The sequence below is a fragment of the Streptomyces sp. NBC_00028 genome, from assembly GCF_045041065.1.
In the GTDB taxonomy this organism is placed as follows: Bacteria; Actinomycetota; Actinomycetes; order Streptomycetales; family Streptomycetaceae; genus Streptomyces.
The window spans coordinates 6908690-6926500 of record NZ_CP108293.1; the positions used below are offsets into that span (position 1 = coordinate 6908690).

A 17811-nucleotide genomic window follows, 5' to 3' on the forward strand; every position below is an offset into this window, starting at 1 on the left:
GGCCCCGTCGTCCGACGGGGCCCGAACCGTTCGAACCGCTCTGCTACGAACCGGACTTGCGCTTGTTCCACACGTCGAACCCGACCGCGGCCAGCAGGGCGAGGCCCTTGATGACCTGCTGCCAGTCGGAGCCGACGCTGAGGAGGTTCATGCCGTTGTTCAGCACACCGAGGACGAGACCGCCGATGATCGCACCGAGGACGGTGCCGACACCGCCGCTCATGGACGCGCCACCGATGAACGCCGAGGCGATGGCCTCCAGTTCGTAGTTGAGGCCCGCCTTCGGGGACGCCGCGTTCAGTCGCGCGGCGATCGCCAGACCCGCCAGGGCCGCGAGCGCGCCCATGTTCAGGAAGACGAGGAAGGTGACCTTCTTGTCCTTCACACCGGACAGCTTCGCGGCCGGCAGGTTGCCGCCGATCGCGTAGATGTGCCGGCCGAAGATCGAGTTGCGCATCAGGTAGCCGTAGCCGACGACCAGCGCGCCCAGGATGAGCAGGACGATCGGGGCACCCTTGTAGCTGGCGAGCAGCATGGTCACCACGAGGATCGCGGCGACGATCGAGACGAGCTTCAGCAGGAAGATGTTCCTGGGCAGTACGTCGAGGGAGAACTCCTGCTGGCGCCCCCGGTCACGGACCTCCTGGAGGACCACGAAGACGATCAGGGCGAGGCCCAGGAGCAGCGTGATGTTGTGGTAGTTGGTGTCCGGGCCGGTCTCCGGCAGGAAGCCGTTGCCGATCTTCTGGAGGCCGCCGGGGAACGGGCCGAGGGTCTGGCCCTCCAGGAGGATCTCGGTGAAGCCGCGGAAGACCAGCATGCCCGCGAGGGTCACGATGAACGACGGTATGCCGAGATACGCGATGAGGAAGCCCTGTGCCGCACCCGCGCCCGCGCCGACCGCCAGGCTCAGCACCACGGCTATCGGCCAGGACACGTCGTGCTGGACCGTCAGTACCGCCGCGAACGCGCCCACGAACGCCGTGACCGAGCCGACCGACAGGTCGATGTGGCCCGCGATGATGACCAGCATCATGCCGATCGCGAGGATCAGGACGTAGCTGTTCTGAAGGACCAGGTTGGAGACGTTGCGCGGCAGCAGCAGGTCACCGTCGGTCCACACCGCGAACAGCGCGACGATCAGGCCGAGGGCGATCAGCATGCCGTACTGGCGCATGTTGCGGCGCAGGCCGTCCAGCATCAGCTGCAGCAGGTTGTCGCCGGAGGCGGAGCCGCTCTTGCCCGGCGGCGCCGGGGCCGGCGTCTTGGCGGTCACATCCGTGCTCATCGGGTTACCTCTTTGTCCTTGGTCATCTGGCGCATCAGCGATTCCTGCGAGGCCTCGGCACGGGAGAACTCGCCGGTCAGCCGCCCGGCGGCCATCGTGTAGATGCGGTCACACATGCCGAGCAGCTCGGGCAGCTCGGACGAGATGAAGACGACCGCCTTGCCCTGCGCGGCCAGCTGGTCGATGACGGTGTAGATCTCGTACTTGGCACCGACGTCGATGCCTCGGGTGGGTTCGTCCAGGATCAGCACCTCGGGACCGGCGAAGATCCACTTGCTGAGGACGACCTTCTGCTGGTTGCCGCCGGACAGCTTGCCCACCGGCTCGAAGACGGTCGGCGCCTTGATGTTCATGGACTTGCGGAAGCCCTCGGCGACCTTCCGCTCCTCGTGCTCGTCGACCACCCCGCGCTTGGCGACCTTGTTCAGGGCGCTCAGCGAGATGTTGCGGTTGATGGTGTCGATGAGGTTGAGGCCGTAGTGCTTGCGGTCCTCGGTGACATAGGCGATGCCGTGGTCGACCGCCTCGGCGACCGACTTGGTGCGGATCTCCTTGCCGTCCTTGAGGACCGTGCCGCCCGCGTGCCGCCCGTACGAGCGGCCGAACACGCTCATCGCGAGCTCGGTGCGGCCCGCGCCCATCAGGCCCGCGATACCGACGATCTCCCCGCGCCGGACATGGATCGACACGTCGTCGACGACCTTGCGCTGCTGGTCGATCGGGTGGTGCACGGTCCAGTCGCGGATCTCCAGGGCCGGAGCCGCGTCCAACTCACCGTCGTACGCGGTGCGTTCGGGGAAGCGATGGTCGAGGTCGCGGCCCACCATGCCGGAGATGATCCGGTCCTCGGAGGTCTCCTCGGACTTCACGTCGAGGGTCTCGATGGTCTTGCCGTCCCGGATGATCGTGACGGAGTCGGCCACCTTGCGGATCTCGTTGAGCTTGTGGGAGATGATGATCGAGGTGATGCCCTGCTTCTTCAACTCCAGGATGAGATCCAGGAGTTTGCCGCTGTCCTCGTCGTTCAGGGCGGCGGTGGGCTCGTCCAGGATCAGCAGCTTCACCTTCTTGGAGAGCGCCTTGGCGATCTCCACGAGCTGCTGCTTGCCGACACCGATGTCGGCGACCCGCGTTTCGGGGTGCTCACTGAGCCCCACCCGGCGCAGCAGCTCGCTCGCGTGCCGCAGGGTCTCGCGCCAGTCGATGAAACCGCGCGAGGCGTGCTCGTTGCCGAGGAAGATGTTCTCCGCGAGGGAGAGGTACGGCACCAGCGCCAGCTCCTGGTGGATGATGACGATGCCGTGCGCCTCGCTCGCCCGGATGTCCTTGAACTCGCAGACGTCCCCTTCGAAGAGGATCTCGCCCTCGTACGTGCCGTGCGGATGGACTCCGGAGAGCACCTTCATCAAGGTGGACTTCCCGGCGCCGTTCTCACCGCAGATGGCGTGGACCTCGCCCTGGCGGACGGTCAGCGTGACGTCCGACAGCGCTTTCACACCGGGAAAGGTCTTGACGATCGAGCGCATTTCCAGGACGGGTCCCGCCATGGTCGTGCCTTCCAATCTGGTTTCTTGCAAGCGACTACAGGACGGGGACTACTTGAGCTCGCCCTCGGTGTAGTAGCCGCCGTCGACCAGGACCTGCTTGTAGTTGCTCTTGTCGACGCTCACCGGCTTGAGCAGGTAGGCGGGGACGACCTTGGAGCCGTTGTCGTAGGTCTTGGTGTCGTTGGTCTCGGGCTTCTTGTCGTTGAGCACCGCGTCGACCATGTTGGCCGCGACCTTGGCCAGCTCACGGGTGTCCTTGTAGACGGTCTGCGTCTGGTCGCCCGCGATGATCGACTTCACGGAGGCCAGCTCGGCGTCCTGACCGGTCAGGACCGGAAGCGGCTTGGACTTGGTGCCGTAGCCGTCGGACTTCAGCGCCGACAGGATGCCGATGGAGATGCCGTCGTACGGGGAGAGGACCGCGTCGACCCGGCCGGACTTGTAGGAGCCGGTCAGGATGTCGTCCATGCGGCGCTGGGCGGTGGCGCCGTCCCAGCGCAGGGTGGTGACCTTGTTGAGGTCGACCTGGCCGGACTTGACGACGAGCTTCTTGGAGTCGATGTACGGCTTCAGGACGCTCATCGCGCCGTTGAAGAAGTACTTGGTGTTGTTGTCGTCGTTGGAGCCGGCGAACAGCTCGATGTTGAAGGGGCCCTTGCCGGAGGCGAGGCCGAGCTTCTCGACGATGTAGTTGGCCTGGAGCTCGCCGACCTTGGAGTTGTCGAAGGAGGCGTAGTAGTCGACGTTCGGCGTGCCGAGGATCAGACGGTCGTAGGCGATGACGGGGATGCCCGCGTCCTTCGCCTCCTGGAGCACGTTGTTGAGCGACTTGTTGTCGATCGCGGCGACGATCAGCGCCTTGACGCCCTGGGTGATCAGGTTCTCGATCTGCGAGACCTGCTGGTCGGGCTCGTCCTCGCCGTAGACCAGCTTGGTCTTGTAGCCCAGCTTCTGCAGGTTGGTCTCGACGTTCTTGCCGTCGGCGATCCAGCGCTCGGAGGACTTGGTCGGCATCGCGATACCGATGGTGCCGCCCTTGGAGTCGCCCTTGCTCTCCGCGCTGCCACCCTCGCTGTCCTGGCCACAGGCGGTCAGGGAGAGGGCGAGGACGGCCGAGGTGGCTATGGCGGAGAGTGCAGCTCTGCGGTTAAGCATGATCATCATCCTTGATGTTCTAGAGACTGTGGGCGGTCCGGCGATGCGGGCGCCTGTCGGTGGTGCTGGATCGACCGAGAGAAGTTGTGTCGGAGTCTGTTCGACTACGTCGGCTTCTGTGAAGGGGCGTTGTCCGGAACGTTATGCAGGCGTTTCGAATCGCGTCAGCGCGCCCGGCAGTCTTGAGCCGAGCGGCGCCATGTCGCCGTCCGCCCCGTGCCGTGCGAGCAGGTCCAGGGCGAGCCGTCCGCGCCGCACTCTTTCCTTGGCGGTGGACAGCGTGAGCTCGCGCATGTGATGGCCGTACGGGTAGATCCCGGGAGCCTTCGACAGGCCGAACTTCAGATACAGCGGGGCGCCGCGCCGGATCAGCTCGGCGACCTCGTACATCCGCACATAGCCGCCGAGATCGTCCGGCGCCTCGATGTACATGTCCATCGGAGCGCCCGACACCCGGCGGATCTCCGTGAGTTGATCCAGCGTCAGATCGCTGGGCACGTTGATCGAGTCGCCACCGAGGTTCTCGTAGACGGCGTACGCGGCCGGGTTCACCGGGCCGATCAGCGCCGACACCTTGAGCGTGGTGTCGGCCGGGATGATCCCGGCGACGCGCGCCCGGTGCAGCGTCCACAGCACGCCCTCATCGGCGACGAGCAGGCACTTCACGCCCAACTCCGTTGCCCGCACGGCGTCTTCGACACAGCCGGCGACCGCGTCGTGGCCGCGGGCGCGCAGCCCGGCGCCCTTGGAGTCGGTCCGGGTGGAGCCGCCGATGTCCCAGGTGCCGCGAGGGCCGGTGAACAGGCAGAGCTCGATGTCCCGCTCGGCGGTGGCCTCCACCATCTCGGTGATCTCGGCGTCGGTGAGCATCCACACGCCGCTGCCCTGGCTGATCCGGTGGATCGGCACATCGAGCCGCGAGGACTCCTTGAGGACCACGGAGAGGGCCTCGGGCCCCTCCACGGAGGGCACTTCGGTGCGCCAGCGGCCGCCACCGGGGAAGGTGTGCGCAGAGGCGTCGGCCGGGTCGAGGGCGGGAGCGCCCAGACCGAGCGCGGCGAGCGCCTGCTCACCGGGTCGTCGGGCCGCGCTGGCGGTGGTCTCGGTCACAAGCTGTCCTTCGTGTTCGGTATTTCGGACGTGGATCGCGGCTCTGCGTGCAACAAGGCTTCGTGCAACATGGCTTAAAAAAGGCCCAGGGATTTGGGTGTACGCCGGTACGAAGTCGTCAGGTACTCCGTACCGGCGTACGGCTCAGGGGGTCGTCATGGCTTCCGTCGTCATGGCTTCAGGAGGACCTTGCCGACCGTCGGGTCACCGGATCCGACCAGCTCGATGGCGCGCGGGAACTCCTCCAGCGGCAGCTCGTGCGTCACGAGCGGCAGCGGATCGAGCAGCCCGGCCCCGAAGACCCGCACCGTGTGCGACCAGGCGTCCGGCGGCGCCCCGAACACGGTGTGCACCTCCAGCTGCCGTACGACGAGATCGGTGGGGTCGAGTCCGTCGGCGCCCGCGGCCGGGATGCCCGTCAGGACGAGCCGGCCGCCGCGCCGGAGCAGCGAGGCCGCGGTGTTCGCGGCGGACGCCGACCCGGCGGTCTCGATGACGACGTCGAAGTCGTCGGGCAGCTCCTGGTCCCGGGTGCGGAAGTCGGTGGCGCCGAAGGTCTTCGAGAGCTCCGCGCGGTCCGGGCGGGTGCCCACCACCAGCAGTTCCGAGGGCGAACCCGCCCGCAGGAACTGCACCGCGAACATCCCGAGCGTCCCCGTGCCCACCACGGCGACCCGCTCGCCGGGCCGCGCGTTCGCCTTGATCGCGGCGGCCGCGATGCACGCGGCGGGCTCCAGGAGCGCCGCCGCCGTCAGATCGGCGTCGTCCGGCAGGGCGTGCAGCAGCCGGGCCGGCAGGGTGAGCGTGGCGGCCATGGCGCCGGGCTGGGTGAACCCGGTCTCCTCGTAGCCGTCCGTGCACAGCGTGGTCTCGCCCGCGTGGCAGCGGTCGCAGACCTGGCAGTTGCGAAAGCCCTCGCCGACCACCTTCCGGCCGACCAGTGACGTGGGCACCCCGGCGCCCACGGCCTCGACCGTGCCGGACCACTCGTGGCCCGGGGTCAGCGGGTAGCGGACGTACCCCTCGGGCCGGTTGCCCTGGTACACCTCGCGGTCGCTGCCGCAGATGCCGACCGCGTGGACGCGGACCAGGGCCTCGCCGGCGCCGGGCGCGCGCGGGGTGTGCTCGACGAGCTCGTGCTCGCCGGGCGCCCCGACGACGACCGCGCTGCTCACTGCTCGGTGCCCTTCGGCTTGCGCTGCTCCCAGCCGTCGGCCCACAGGTCGAAGCGGGCCTGCTGCTGCGGGAACTCCGCGGCGGCGTCGACGTCCAGCTCCACGCCCAGGCCCGGCTCGTGCGACAGCTCGAAGTAGCCGTCCACGACCTGCGGGGCGCCCTTGACGACCTTCTTGATGTCGGCGTCCGCGAAGTCGTTGAAGTGCTCGAGGATCTTGAAGTTCGGCGCGGTGAAACCGACCTGGAGCGAGGCCGCCGTCAGCACCGGGCCGCCCACGTTGTGCGGGGCGACCAGCATGTAGTGGGTCTCGGCGGTCGCGGCCAGCTTCCGGGTCTCCCAGATGCCGCCGATGTGGCCGACGTCGGGCTGGATGATGTCCACGGCCTGGCTCTCGAAGAGCTCGCGGAACTCGATCCGGTCGTGGATGCGCTCACCGGTGGCGACCGGCATCTCGACCTTGGCGGCGACCTTCTCCAGCGCCTTCAGGTTCTCCGGCGGCACCGGCTCCTCCAGCCACGCGGGCTTGAAGGGCGCCAGGTCCTTGGCCAGGCGTACGGCGGTGGCGGGGGAGAAGCGGCCGTGCATCTCCAGCATCAGCTCGGCGTCCGGGCCGATGGCGTCGCGGACGGCCTCGATGAGCGAGACGGCGTACAGGCTCTGTTCGTGGTCCAGCTCGAAGTGCCCGGTGCCGAAGGGGTCGATCTTGAGCGCCTTGTAGCCGCGCTCCATGACGCCCTGGGCGGCCTTGTGGTAGGCCTCCGGGGTGCGCTCGGTGGTGTACCAGCCGTTGGCGTACGCCTTGACCTTGTCAGTGACCTTGCCGCCGAGGAGCTGCCAGACCGGGACGCCGAGCGCCTTGCCCTTGATGTCCCAGCAGGCCATCTCGATCACGGCGATGCCGGACATCACGATCTCGCCCGCACGGCCGTAGTCGCCGTACTTCATGCGCTTGACGAGGTCCTCGACAGCGAACGGGTCGGACCCGAGAATGTGGTTGGTCTTCGCCTCGTGCAGATAGCCGATGAGGGCGTCGGTGTGGCCCAGCATGCGGGTCTCGCCGACTCCGGTGAGTCCCTCGTCGGTGTGCACCTGGACGTAGGTCAGGTTGCGCCATGGCGTCCCGACCACGTGCGTGCTGATTCCCGTGATGCGCACGTCAGCTACTCCCTAGGCTCTCGAGCTCGTTGTTCGAAATTTCGGCTCACGTTCGAAATGCTGGCCCGACCGTAAGGACGTCTCGGTCGGGGTGTCAATGGGTCGGAGGGTCGAACGGCGTAACGGTCTTGGTGACGTGCACATCCGTCCGGTATCTCAACTCCCGCAGCCTGCTGCGTTATTCAACCGTGACGACCTTCCCGCTGCAGCCCTCTTGACCGCCATGAATTGTTAGCGCTCACAATGTGCCTCGCATTCAACCGATCGCTGACCGCCAGGAGGTGCGGCCGTGAACCACTTGGAGCTCCGGCCGCCCACCATGGCCGATGTGGCACGCCTCGCCGGGGTGTCCCACCAGACGGTGTCCCGGGTACTGGGCGATCATCCCAACGTCCGGGACGAGACACGGGCCAAGGTCCTGCGGGCGATCGAGGAGATGGGCTACCGCCGCAACTCCTCGGCCCGCGCCCTGGCCACCCGCCGCACCCGCACCCTGGGTGTGGTCGCCTCCAACACCACGCTGTACGGCCCGGCCAGCACGCTGTTCGCGCTGGAGGACGCGGCCCGGGCCGCGGGGTACACCGTCTCGACGGTCAGCCTGCACAAGCTGGCGAAGGAGACCCTGTCCGAGGCCCTGGACCATCTCAGCGACGGCGGCGTGGAGGGAGTGATCGCCCTCGCCCCGCAGCGCTCGGCGGTCGAGGCCCTGGCCGAACTCCGCCACCCCTTCCCGGTGGTGGTCGTCGGCACCGGATCAGGCGCCGAGATCCCCAGCGTCAACGTCGACCAGCAGCTCGGCGCCCGGCTCGCCACCGGGCATCTGCTGGCCGCCGGGCACCGGACGGTCTGGCATCTCGCCGGACCCGAGGACTGGCAGGAGGCCGCCGACCGGGTCACCGGCTGGCGGGCCACCCTCGAAGCGGCGGGCATCGAGCCGCCGACGCCGCTGCGGGGGGACTGGAGTCCGCTCTCGGGCTACCGGGCGGGCCAGGAACTGGCCGGCTGGGTGGGCCGTGGACTGACCGCGGTCTTCGTCGCCAACGACCAGATGGCGCTGGGGGTGTTGCGGGCGCTGCGGGAAGCGGGGGTGCGCACGCCACAGGACGTCGCGATGGTCGGCTTCGACGACATCCCGGAGTCGGAGTACTTCGCGCCTCCGCTCACCACCGTCCGGCAGGACTTCGCGACGGTGGGCAAGCACAGCATCGCCCTGCTGCTGGACCTCATCGAGGGCCGGGCTCCCTCCGGGGCGCCCGGAGTGGCCATCGAACCCCAACTCGTCGTCAGGGCCAGCACGGCACCCGACTGACCCGACCTCCATCAATCGTCGCAATTCGCACACCAGTGTGACCGAGATTTCGAATAATGATCGACAGGCTGGACGCGGTGCGATCTGTCCTGGCTCTTCAAAGGAGAAGAACATGCTCAACAGAAGGAACTTCCTGACTGCGGCGATCGGCGTTGCGGCGGCGGGCACCCTGGCGGCCTGCGCCAAGGAGGACGACAACTCCAGCGACTCCGCGGGCAGCGGCGGCGGCAAGGCGATCACCCTCGGCTTCTCCCAGGTCGGCTCCGAGAGCGGCTGGCGCACCGCCAACAGCGACTCGGTCAAGTCCGCCGCCAAGGACGCGGGTTACACCCTGAAGTTCTCCGACGCCCAGCAGAAGCAGGAGAACCAGATCTCGGCCATCCGCAGCTACATCGCGCAGAAGGTCGACGTCATCGCCTTCTCCCCGGTGGTCGTCACCGGCTGGGACGCGGTGCTCAAGGAGGCCAAGGCCGCGAAGATCCCGGTCGTCCTCACCGACCGTTCCGTCGAGACCTCCGACGAGTCCCTGTACGTCACCCTCGTCGGCTCCGACTTCACCGACGAGGGCCGCCGCGCCGCGAAGATCCTCGAGAAGGTCATCGCCAAGGCCGGCCTCAAGGGCGACGTGAAGATCGCCCAGCTGGAGGGCACCACCGGCGCCGCCCCCGCCATCGAGCGCGCCAAGGGCTTCAAGGAGGTCATGGACGCCGACCACGCGGACGACTGGAAGATCGTCGTCACCCAGACCGGTGACTTCACCCGCGCCGGCGGCAAGCAGGTCATGGCGGCCTTCCTGCAGTCCAACCCGGACATCAACGTCCTCTACGCCCACAACGACGACATGGCCATCGGCGCCATCCAGTCCATCGAGGCGGCCGGCAAGAAGCCCGGCAAGGACATCCTCATCGTCTCGGTCGACGGCGTGAAGGACGGCTTCGTCGCCATGTCCGAGGGCAAGATCAACGCCATCGTCGAGTGCAACCCGCTCCTCGGCCCCCAGCTGATGGAGGTCGTCAAGACGGTCCACGACGGCGGCTCGGTCGAGCGCTGGATCAAGACCAAGGAGGGCGACTTCATGCAGGACCAGGCCAAGGCCGCCCTCCCGAGCCGCAAGTACTGACGGGGCGACGGCGGTGCGGCACCGGCGGGACGGGGCGGCGACGGTGCGGCACCGGCGGGACGGGGCGGCGACGGTGCGGCACCGGCGGCTGGGGAGTGCCGACACGCTTCGACGCCGACCGGATGGCGGCGCGCTCGCCGACTGCGGGCGCGCTTGCCGACCGGGGGTGCGCCCGCCGACCGGGGTGCGCCCGCCGTCCGGGGGCGCGGTCGCCGAATGGCAGTGCCGACCGGCGACCGGTGCCGACCGGCCGCCCCGGGCGCAGTCCGGCCGCGGTGTCGCCCAGGCGAGGAGGCTGTTGGCCGGCGGTGCCGGCGGATCGGTGGCGCCAAGGGATCGGCGGTGCTGACCGCCTCGGCGGCCACCACCGTGACGGCTACCCCGCAGGGCCGGCGCCCGGGGGCGTGGTGCCGTCGCGGCGTCGACCGGCGACGGTGGCTGCTGGGCGTCGGTGCCGACCGAGAGTGGGTGCCGACGGATCGGCGGTGGCTGCTGACTGGAGCTGCCACCGGCCCACCGACCCACCGGCCCACCGACCCACCGGCCCACCGACCCACCGGCCCACCGGCCCACCGGCCCACCGGCCCACCGGCCCACCGACCCACCGGCCACCGTGCCGACCGGCCACGCGACCGGGCGTCGTAGCGACCACCCGCCGCAATGACCACCCGCCGCAATGACCACCCGCCGTAAATGACCACCCGCCGCAAACGAAAGACCGCACCCCCCAGGGAGCCCCCGGCCGGCCGAGTACGTCTCGGTCGGCCAGGCTCCCCGCGGGGTTGGCCCCTTGGGGGCCTGATCCGAATCGACGATCCACGAGGAGCGCTGCCATGGCAGAGCCGCAGCCCGTCCTGGAGATGACGGGCATAGTCAAAGAGTTTCCGGGGGTAAGGGCTCTGTCGGGCGTCGACTTCCGGCTCTTCCCCGGCGAGATCCACGCCCTGATGGGCGAGAACGGAGCCGGGAAATCCACCCTGATCAAGGTGCTGACCGGGGTGTACACCCTGGATGGCGGCACCGTCACCCTGGACGGCAGGGCCGTGCGGATCGGCAGCCCGCTCCAGGCGCAGCAGGCCGGCATCAGCACCGTCTACCAGGAGGTCAACCTCTGCCCCAACCTCTCGGTGGCGGAGAACATCTTCATCGGCCGTGAACCCACCCGCGCCGGCCGCATCCAGTGGAAGCGGATGCGCAAGGAGGCGGCGGAGATGGTCGACCGTCTCGGCCTCGACATCGACGTGACCGCGCCGCTGTCCTCGTACCCGCTGGCCGTGCAGCAACTCGTCGCGATCGTACGGTCGGTGGGCCACGGCGACAGCGACGGCTCGGGCTCCGGCACCAAGGTCCTCGTCCTCGACGAACCGACGTCCAGCCTCGACCGCGACGAGGTCCTCGAACTCTTCCGGCTGATGCGGCGGCTGCGCGACGAGGGCGTGGCGATCCTCTTCGTCTCCCACTTCCTCGACCAGATCTACGAGATCTGCGACCGCATGACGGTCCTGCGCAACGGCACCCTCGTCGGCGAACACCTGGTCCGCGACCTCGACCAGGTCGGCCTCATCGAGCTGATGATCGGCAAGGCCCTGGACCAGCTGGAGGAGTTGCACGACCACCAACTCCACGCGGACGTCGGCGAGTCGCTGCTCACCGCGGAGGGCCTCGGCCGCACCGGCGGCATCGCCCCCTTCGACCTCGACATCAAGAAGGGCGAAGTCGTCGGTCTCGCGGGCCTGTTGGGATCGGGGCGGACCGAACTCGCCCGGCTTCTCTTCGGCGCCGACCAGCCCGACGCCGGCAAGGTCACCATCGGCGGCAAGCAGGTCGCGATGAGCGCCCCCAACGACGCCATCGGCGCAGGCGTCGCGTTCTGCTCCGAGAACCGCAAGACCGAGGGCCTGGTCCCCGACCTGACCGTGCGCGAGAACATCATCCTCGCCCTCCAGGCGGCCCGCGGCTGGACCCGCCCCATCCCGACGGCCCAGCGCGACGAACTCGTCGCCAAGTACATCAGGGCCCTCGACATCAGGCCCGCCAACCCCGAAGCCCGCGTGGGCCAGTTGAGCGGTGGTAACCAGCAGAAGGTGCTCCTCGCCCGCTGGCTGATCACCCAGCCCAAGCTGCTGATCCTCGACGAGCCCACCCGCGGCATCGACATCGGCGCCAAGACGGAGATCCAGAAACTGGTCGTCTCCCTCTCCGAGGACGGCATGTCGGTCCTCTACATCGCGGCCGAGCTGGAGGAGGTACTCCGCCTCAGCCACACCATCGGCGTGCTGCGCGACCGCAAGCTCGTGGCCCGGCTCACCAACGGGCCCGAGATCACCCCCAGCAAGATCCTAGAGACCATCGCCAGCGGAGAGCAGAGCGGAGAACAGCAGTGACCACCAACCCCCGCTGGCGAGCACTGACGCGCCACAACCTCTTCTGGCCGGTCGCGGTCCTGGTGGCCCTGCTGCTGGTCAACCTCCCCTTCACGCCCGACTTCTTCGCGATCCACATGACGGACGGCCACCTCTACGGCAGCCTCGTCTCGATCGTCCTGTTCGGCTCGCCCCTGATCCTGGTCGCGGTCGGCATGACCCTGGTCATCGCCACCGGCGGCATCGACCTCTCCGTCGGCGCGGTCGTCGCCATCACCGGCGCGCTGACCTGCTCGTACATCAGTGACCAGAAGGACCAGGACGCCCTGGCCGGAGTTCTGCTGGCGATGGGTCTCGGCCTGGTCGCCGCGGTCGTCTGCGGTCTGTGGAACGGCTTCCTCGTCGCCCGCATGGGCATCCAGCCCATCATCGCGACCCTCATCATCATGGTCGCGGGCCGCGGCGTCGCCCAGCTGATCACCGACGGCCAGATCATCACCATCAACAGCGAGCCGTACAAGCTGATCGGCGGCGGCTACTGGCTGACCCTGCCGTTCTCCATCTTCGTGGTCGCCGCGGTCGTCGCCGTCACCGTCGCCCTGACCCGCCGCACCGCCCTCGGCCTGCTCGTCGAGTCGGTCGGCGGCAACGCCGAGGCCAGCCGCCTGGTGGGCATCAGGTCGATGCGCATCAAGATCATGGTGTACGTCTTCTGCGCCCTGTGCGCGGGCATCGCCGGCCTGATGGTCAGCTCCAACACCTCGGCCGCGGACGGCAACAACGCCGGCCTGTGGATCGAGCTCGATGCCATCCTCGCCGTCGTCATCGGCGGCACCTCGCTGCTCGGCGGCCGCTTCTCCATCGGCGGCACGGTGGTCGGCGCCCTGGTCATCCAGACCCTCACCACCACCATCTACACCATCGGCGTACCGACCCAGACGAACCTGGTCTTCAAGGCCGCCGTCGTCATCGTCGTCTGCCTGCTCCAGTCCCCGAAGTTCCGGGCGAAGGTCTTCGGCGCCCGCGCGAAGAAGACGCCCCCGACGGCACCGGCCGCGGTCACCGCCGAGCCCGCCGCTCCCAAGATGGAGGTGTCGTGATGAGTACGACGACCAAGACCCCCACGACACCGGACCGGCCCGAAGCCCGTACGCCGTCCAAGGCGGCGCGTGTCCTGGGTGACCGCCGACTCCCCGTGCTGGTCACGGCCGCCCTGTTCCTCGCGATGTACATCGCCGGCCTCAGCCGCTACCAGAACTACGGCTTCGGCGACTCGCAGGTGTTCCTCAACCTGTTCATCGACAACGGCTATCTGCTGGTCGCCGCCGTCGGCGCCACCTTCGTCATCCTGTCCGGCGGCATCGACCTGTCCGTCGGCTCGGTGATCGGCTTCACGACGATGCTCACGGCGTGGCTGGTCCAGGACGTGGGCCTGCCGCTCCTCGTGGTCATCCCCATATCCCTGGGCGTGGGCGCGTTCGGCGGCTTCCTCATGGGCTATGTGATCCACAACTTCGAGATCCAGCCGTTCATCGTGACCCTCGCGGGCCTCTTCCTCTTCCGGGGCCTGTGCCTGGTCATCAGCAAGGAGTCGATCGCGATCAACGACTCCGCGGTGAGCAGCCTCGCCGAGACCCGCGTGTCGCTGGGCCTGGGCGATCTGTCGATCGGCGCCGTGGTGGCCCTCGTCGTCCTGGCGGCGGCCTTCTACCTCCTGCACTACACCCGCTTCGGCCGCCGGATCTACGCCATCGGCGGCAACGAGCAGTCGGCACTCCTCATGGGCCTCCCGCTGGGCGGCACGAAGATCGCGGTCTACACGATGAGCGGCTTCTGCTCCGCGCTCGCCGGTCTGCTCTTCATGCTCTACATCCAGTCCGGCGACCCGCTGCACGCGGTCGGCATGGAACTCGACGCGATCGCCGCGGTGGTCATCGGCGGCACGCTGCTCACCGGCGGCTCGGGTTACGTCCTCGGCACGCTGTTCGGTGTCCTCGTGCTCGGTCTGATCAAGAGCATCATCCAGTTCGAGGGCACGCTCAGCTCCTGGTGGACGAAGATCGCCACCGGTGTGCTGCTCTGCGCCTTCATCCTGATCCAGCGGGTGATGACGACGCGTAAGAAGGCCTGAGCGGAGCGCTGCGGCCGGTTTCGGCGGGTTGAGGGTGGATGGGTGGATCATCCTCAACTCGCCGCACCGGAACGGCCAGTTCCCCACACAACATTCACAGCTGCCTCTAGGAACGCTACGGATCGGGAACTTAATCTTCCCGCGTCATGGACTACTGCCTCCCGTGCCGACGGCACCTCAACGGCGCCCTCGCCTGCCCCGGGTGCGGCACCTCCGTAGAACAGCTCCGCGCCTACGCGACCCAGCCCGCCCAGCAGCACGCACAGCAGTACGCGCAGCAGCCGCAGCAGCCGACGGGTGACGGCGCGTACCAGGCGTACGACGGCGGCTACGCGGAGACGGCGTACGCAGCCGCCTCCCAGGCCGTCCCCGAGCCCACTCCCGAAGCCGTGGAGAGCCACGAAGCGCCCCATGAGGAGTCGTACGCGGAGTCCCATGAGGAACCTCGCGAGGAGCCCGAGGCCGTCACCGGCGGCCGGGCGGCCCGCCGCCGCGCCCAGGGCCGTCGCGGCCGGGCCCCCGTCGTGGAGCAGCCGGACGAGTACGACGACGAGGGCGACCTCGAGTACGACGACGAGGGCGGCGACGAGGACGGCGACGGCCCCGCGGGCGCCGGAAGCCGCCGTGACCGTAAAGCCGCGGCGCATCGCCGCAGACGCCGCCGGGTGCTCCTCGTCGCCGCGGGCTTCGTGCTCGCCGCCGGTGGCCTGAGCCTCGCCGAGCTCGGCATGGACGCACCCGGTTCCCACTCCACGCCCGCCGCGGCCGACGACGAGTCCGCCGAGGACGCCGCCTCCGCGGAGGCGGGCAAGACCGCTGAGCCGCTGGACGACGCGAACGTGCTTCCCTCGGCCTCCGTGTCCGCGAACGCCTCGACGTCCCCGTCGGCCTCGGCCTCCGCGTCCGCCTCCGAGAAGGAGAAGGACGACAAGGACAAGGACCCCCAGTCGGCGGGGGCCACGGCCGTTCCGGGTGCCTCCACCCCGACCCCGACGGCCACCGGCCCGGCCGCGTCGGCCACTCCCACGACCGACCCGACCACGGCCGACCCGACGCCGGCTCCGTCGGAGACGCAGTGCGAGCGGTTCCTGTGGTGGTGCACCTGAGGCGGTGACCCCGGGTCACCGCCGGCCGGTCAACCGCCCGGCCGCGGCTACGAGTTCAGCATCCGCCGCAGCAGGTCCCGCAGTGACTCCCGCTCCTCGTCCGACAACCCGGCCAGCGGCTCACGGGCGAACCGCAGTCCCTCGCGCAGGCTCCGGGCCACGTCCCGGCCCTCGTCCGTCACCGCCGCCACCTTCACCCGCCGGTCCGCGGGGTCGGGCCGCCGCTCCACCAGGCCGCGGGTCTCCAGGCGGTCCACGATCCCGGTCACGTTCGACGGCTCGCACTTCAGCTTCTGCGCCAGCTTCCGCATGGGCAGCGGCTCCAGCGACAGCAGGCTGAGCAGCCGCGCCTGGGGGCCGGTCAGCGCGTGATCGCCGGCGGCCTCCTCGTAGTCCTCGTAGAAGCGCGCCACGACGTCACCGATCAGCTCGACGACTTCCATGGTCAGCGCGTCGGGGCGGCGGGTCTTGGGAGGAGTGGCCATGGCTCAAGACTACCCCCATTACTTGACAACCTGAAATATTCAGGAGCATGGTTGTTTCAGGTACTGAAGTAAATCGGAAAGGTTCTGTCATGATCAACCGCGAGTGGCACCTGCTCAGCCGTCCCGTCGGCTGGCCGAAGCCCGAGGACTTCGCCCTGGTCGAGGCCGAGGTGAAGCAGCCGGGTGAGGGTCAGGTGCTGGTGCGGAACAAGTACCTGTCGGTGGACCCCTACATGCGGGGCCGCATGTCGGCCGCCAAGTCCTACGTCGCCCCCTTCGAGCTCGGCAAGGTCATGCAGGGCGGCGCGGTCGGCGAGGTGATCGCCTCCGGCGCCGAGAACATCTCCGTCGGCGACCACGTCCTGCACTTCGGCGGCTGGCGCGAGTACGCCACGTTCGACGCCACGCAGGCCGTCAAGGTCGACCCGGACGCCGCGCCCCTGTCCACCTACCTCGGCGTCCTCGGCATGACCGGCCTCACCGCCTACGCGGGTCTGCTGCGCACCGCGTCCTTCAAGGAGGGCGACTCGGTCTTCGTCTCCGGTGCCGCCGGTGCCGTGGGCGGCCAGGTCGGCCAGATCGCCAAGCTCAAGGGTGCCTCGCGGGTCATCGGCTCGGCCGGCTCCGACGAGAAGGTCAAGCTCCTGGTGGAGGAGTACGGCTTCGACGCGGCCTTCAACTACAAGAACGGGCCGGTGAGCGAGCAGCTCCGGGCCGCCGCTCCCGACGGTGTCGACGTCTACTTCGACAACGTCGGCGGCGACCACCTGGAGGCGGCCATCGGCTCGCTGAACCAGGGCGGCCGGATCGCTGTCTGCGGCATGATCTCGGTCTACAACAACACCGAGGCCGCCCCCGGTCCGCGCAACCTCGCCCGCCTCATCCAGACCCGCGGCCGTATCGAGGGCCTGCTGGTCGGCGACCACTACGACCTCCAGCCGCAGTTCGTCTCCGAGGTCGGCCCGTGGGTGGCGTCCGGTGCGCTCAAGTACCGCGAGACGGTCGTCGAGGGCATCGAGAACAACCTGGAGGCGTTCCTCGGGGTACTGCGGGGCGACAACACCGGGAAGATGATCGTCAAGCTCTGATGTAGCTCTGACGTAGCTCTGGTGTAGCTCTGATGTAGCTCCGACGCCTTCTGTCGTTTTCCGGCATGCGGTAACTTCTTTCCGAAACCGTCGTCGATCGTGGGCGCGAGTCGCACGGCGGACCTAGGAGGAAGTACCGCATGTCCATCCAGCAGACCGACGTCCTGTACACCGCCGTCGCCACCGCCGAGAACGGCCGCGACGGCCGTGTCGCCACCGAGGACGGCCGCCTCGACGTCGTCGTGAACCCGCCGAAGGAAATGGGCGGCAGCGGCGAGGGGACCAACCCCGAGCAGCTCTTCGCCGCCGGCTACAGCGCCTGCTTCCAGGGCGCGCTCGGCGTCGTGGCCCGGCAGACCAAGGCCGACATCACCGGCTCGACCGTCACCGCGAAGGTCGGCATCGGCAAGAACGACGACGGCTTCGGGCTGATCGTGGAGATCTCGGCCCACATCCCCCACGTGGACGAGGCCACGGGCCGGGCGCTGTTGGAGCAGGCCCACCAGGTCTGCCCCTACTCGAAGGCGACCCGCGGCAACATCACGGTGACGCTGGTCTGAGGTCGCTCGTTGCGTACGCGAGAGGGCCGTATCCGTGGACGTCGGGTACGGCCCTCTTGTGTGGGGTGGGCCGAGTAGGTGCCTCCTGTAGTTGGGGGCGTTGAGTAGGTGCCTCCCGCAGCTGGCGTGCTGAATATCTGGGTCGGTCGCCTCCGGGGCGCTTTCAGCCGGTGTCGAGACGGCGATCGTGCTCGACCCTTCGGGCCTCCGCGCGTTC

General features: G+C 68.8%; 15 protein-coding genes. 8 read left to right on the plus strand and 7 right to left on the minus strand.

From position 1 onward, the window contains the following. Positions 1-43 precede the first annotated feature (43 nt). The 6 genes from mmsB to OG885_RS31060 all read right to left on the minus strand — a co-directional run bounded on the left by mmsB (position 44) and on the right by OG885_RS31060 (position 7432). Entirely contained in the window at positions 44-1288 is a 1245-nt protein-coding gene (gene mmsB, locus OG885_RS31035) for a multiple monosaccharide ABC transporter permease (RefSeq protein ID WP_405737582.1), read from the minus strand. Beyond that, positions 1285-2835: a multiple monosaccharide ABC transporter ATP-binding protein gene (gene mmsA, locus OG885_RS31040; RefSeq protein WP_399955747.1), complete on the minus strand. Its 1551-nt coding sequence runs from the start codon at positions 2833-2835 to the stop codon at positions 1285-1287. The genes mmsB and mmsA overlap by 4 nt, the downstream gene beginning before the upstream one ends. A gap of 48 nt (positions 2836-2883) precedes the next feature. Beyond that, positions 2884-3990, minus strand: coding sequence for a multiple monosaccharide ABC transporter substrate-binding protein (chvE, locus tag OG885_RS31045; RefSeq protein WP_405737583.1), 1107 nt, complete (start codon positions 3988-3990; stop codon positions 2884-2886). 141 nt (positions 3991-4131) lie between these two features. Then, positions 4132-5100: a hypothetical protein gene (locus OG885_RS31050; RefSeq protein WP_399955741.1), complete on the minus strand. Its 969-nt coding sequence runs from the start codon at positions 5098-5100 to the stop codon at positions 4132-4134. Between the two features lie 170 nt (positions 5101-5270). After that, entirely contained in the window at positions 5271-6275 is a 1005-nt protein-coding gene (locus OG885_RS31055; RefSeq protein WP_405737584.1) for a zinc-binding dehydrogenase, read from the minus strand. After that, the gene (locus tag OG885_RS31060; RefSeq protein ID WP_399955737.1) at positions 6272-7432 is read right to left on the minus strand and encodes a mandelate racemase/muconate lactonizing enzyme family protein; all 1161 of its coding nucleotides are present in this window, start codon (positions 7430-7432) and stop codon (positions 6272-6274) included. Before OG885_RS31060 ends, OG885_RS31055 begins: the two co-directional genes overlap by 4 nt. A 289-nt stretch (positions 7433-7721) precedes the next feature. Here OG885_RS31060 and OG885_RS31065 point away from each other — a divergent pair, with 289 nt between their 5' ends. From OG885_RS31065 to OG885_RS31090, 6 genes are all read left to right on the plus strand, one after another. Continuing rightward, positions 7722-8741: a LacI family DNA-binding transcriptional regulator gene (locus OG885_RS31065; protein ID WP_405737585.1), complete on the plus strand. Its 1020-nt coding sequence runs from the start codon at positions 7722-7724 to the stop codon at positions 8739-8741. A gap of 112 nt (positions 8742-8853) precedes the next feature. Further along, on the plus strand, positions 8854-9861 hold the full coding sequence (locus tag OG885_RS31070) for an ABC transporter substrate-binding protein (RefSeq protein ID WP_405737586.1): 1008 nt from the start codon (positions 8854-8856) through the stop codon (positions 9859-9861). 833 nt (positions 9862-10694) lie between these two features. Next, positions 10695-12245: a sugar ABC transporter ATP-binding protein gene (locus OG885_RS31075; protein WP_405737587.1), complete on the plus strand. Its 1551-nt coding sequence runs from the start codon at positions 10695-10697 to the stop codon at positions 12243-12245. Then, positions 12242-13324 (plus strand): ABC transporter permease, encoded by a 1083-nt coding sequence (locus OG885_RS31080; RefSeq protein ID WP_405737588.1) that lies wholly within the window; start codon positions 12242-12244, stop codon positions 13322-13324. The genes OG885_RS31075 and OG885_RS31080 overlap by 4 nt, the downstream gene beginning before the upstream one ends. Then, on the plus strand, positions 13324-14355 hold the full coding sequence (gene yjfF / locus OG885_RS31085) for a galactofuranose ABC transporter, permease protein YjfF (RefSeq protein ID WP_405737589.1): 1032 nt from the start codon (positions 13324-13326) through the stop codon (positions 14353-14355). Before OG885_RS31080 ends, yjfF begins: the two co-directional genes overlap by 1 nt. Before the next feature lie 146 nt (positions 14356-14501). Next, a complete protein-coding gene (locus OG885_RS31090) occupies positions 14502-15461 on the plus strand; it encodes a hypothetical protein (RefSeq protein ID WP_405737590.1) in 960 nt (319 codons plus the stop codon). A 47-nt stretch (positions 15462-15508) separates the two neighbouring features. Here OG885_RS31090 and OG885_RS31095 read toward each other — a convergent pair whose 3' ends face one another. Then, positions 15509-15946 (minus strand): MarR family winged helix-turn-helix transcriptional regulator, encoded by a 438-nt coding sequence (locus tag OG885_RS31095; protein ID WP_399955727.1) that lies wholly within the window; start codon positions 15944-15946, stop codon positions 15509-15511. Positions 15947-16035: 89 nt separating this feature from the next. On the opposite strand from OG885_RS31095, the gene OG885_RS31100 reads away from it, so the two are divergent. Both OG885_RS31100 and OG885_RS31105 read left to right on the plus strand, forming a co-directional pair. Further along, positions 16036-17034 carry an NADP-dependent oxidoreductase gene (locus OG885_RS31100; RefSeq protein WP_405737591.1) on the plus strand — a complete coding sequence of 333 codons (999 nt, stop codon included), beginning with the start codon at positions 16036-16038 and terminating at the stop codon, positions 17032-17034. Positions 17035-17174: 140 nt separating this feature from the next. After that, on the plus strand, positions 17175-17594 hold the full coding sequence (locus OG885_RS31105) for an organic hydroperoxide resistance protein (protein WP_329339624.1): 420 nt from the start codon (positions 17175-17177) through the stop codon (positions 17592-17594). Positions 17595-17811 lie beyond the last annotated feature (217 nt).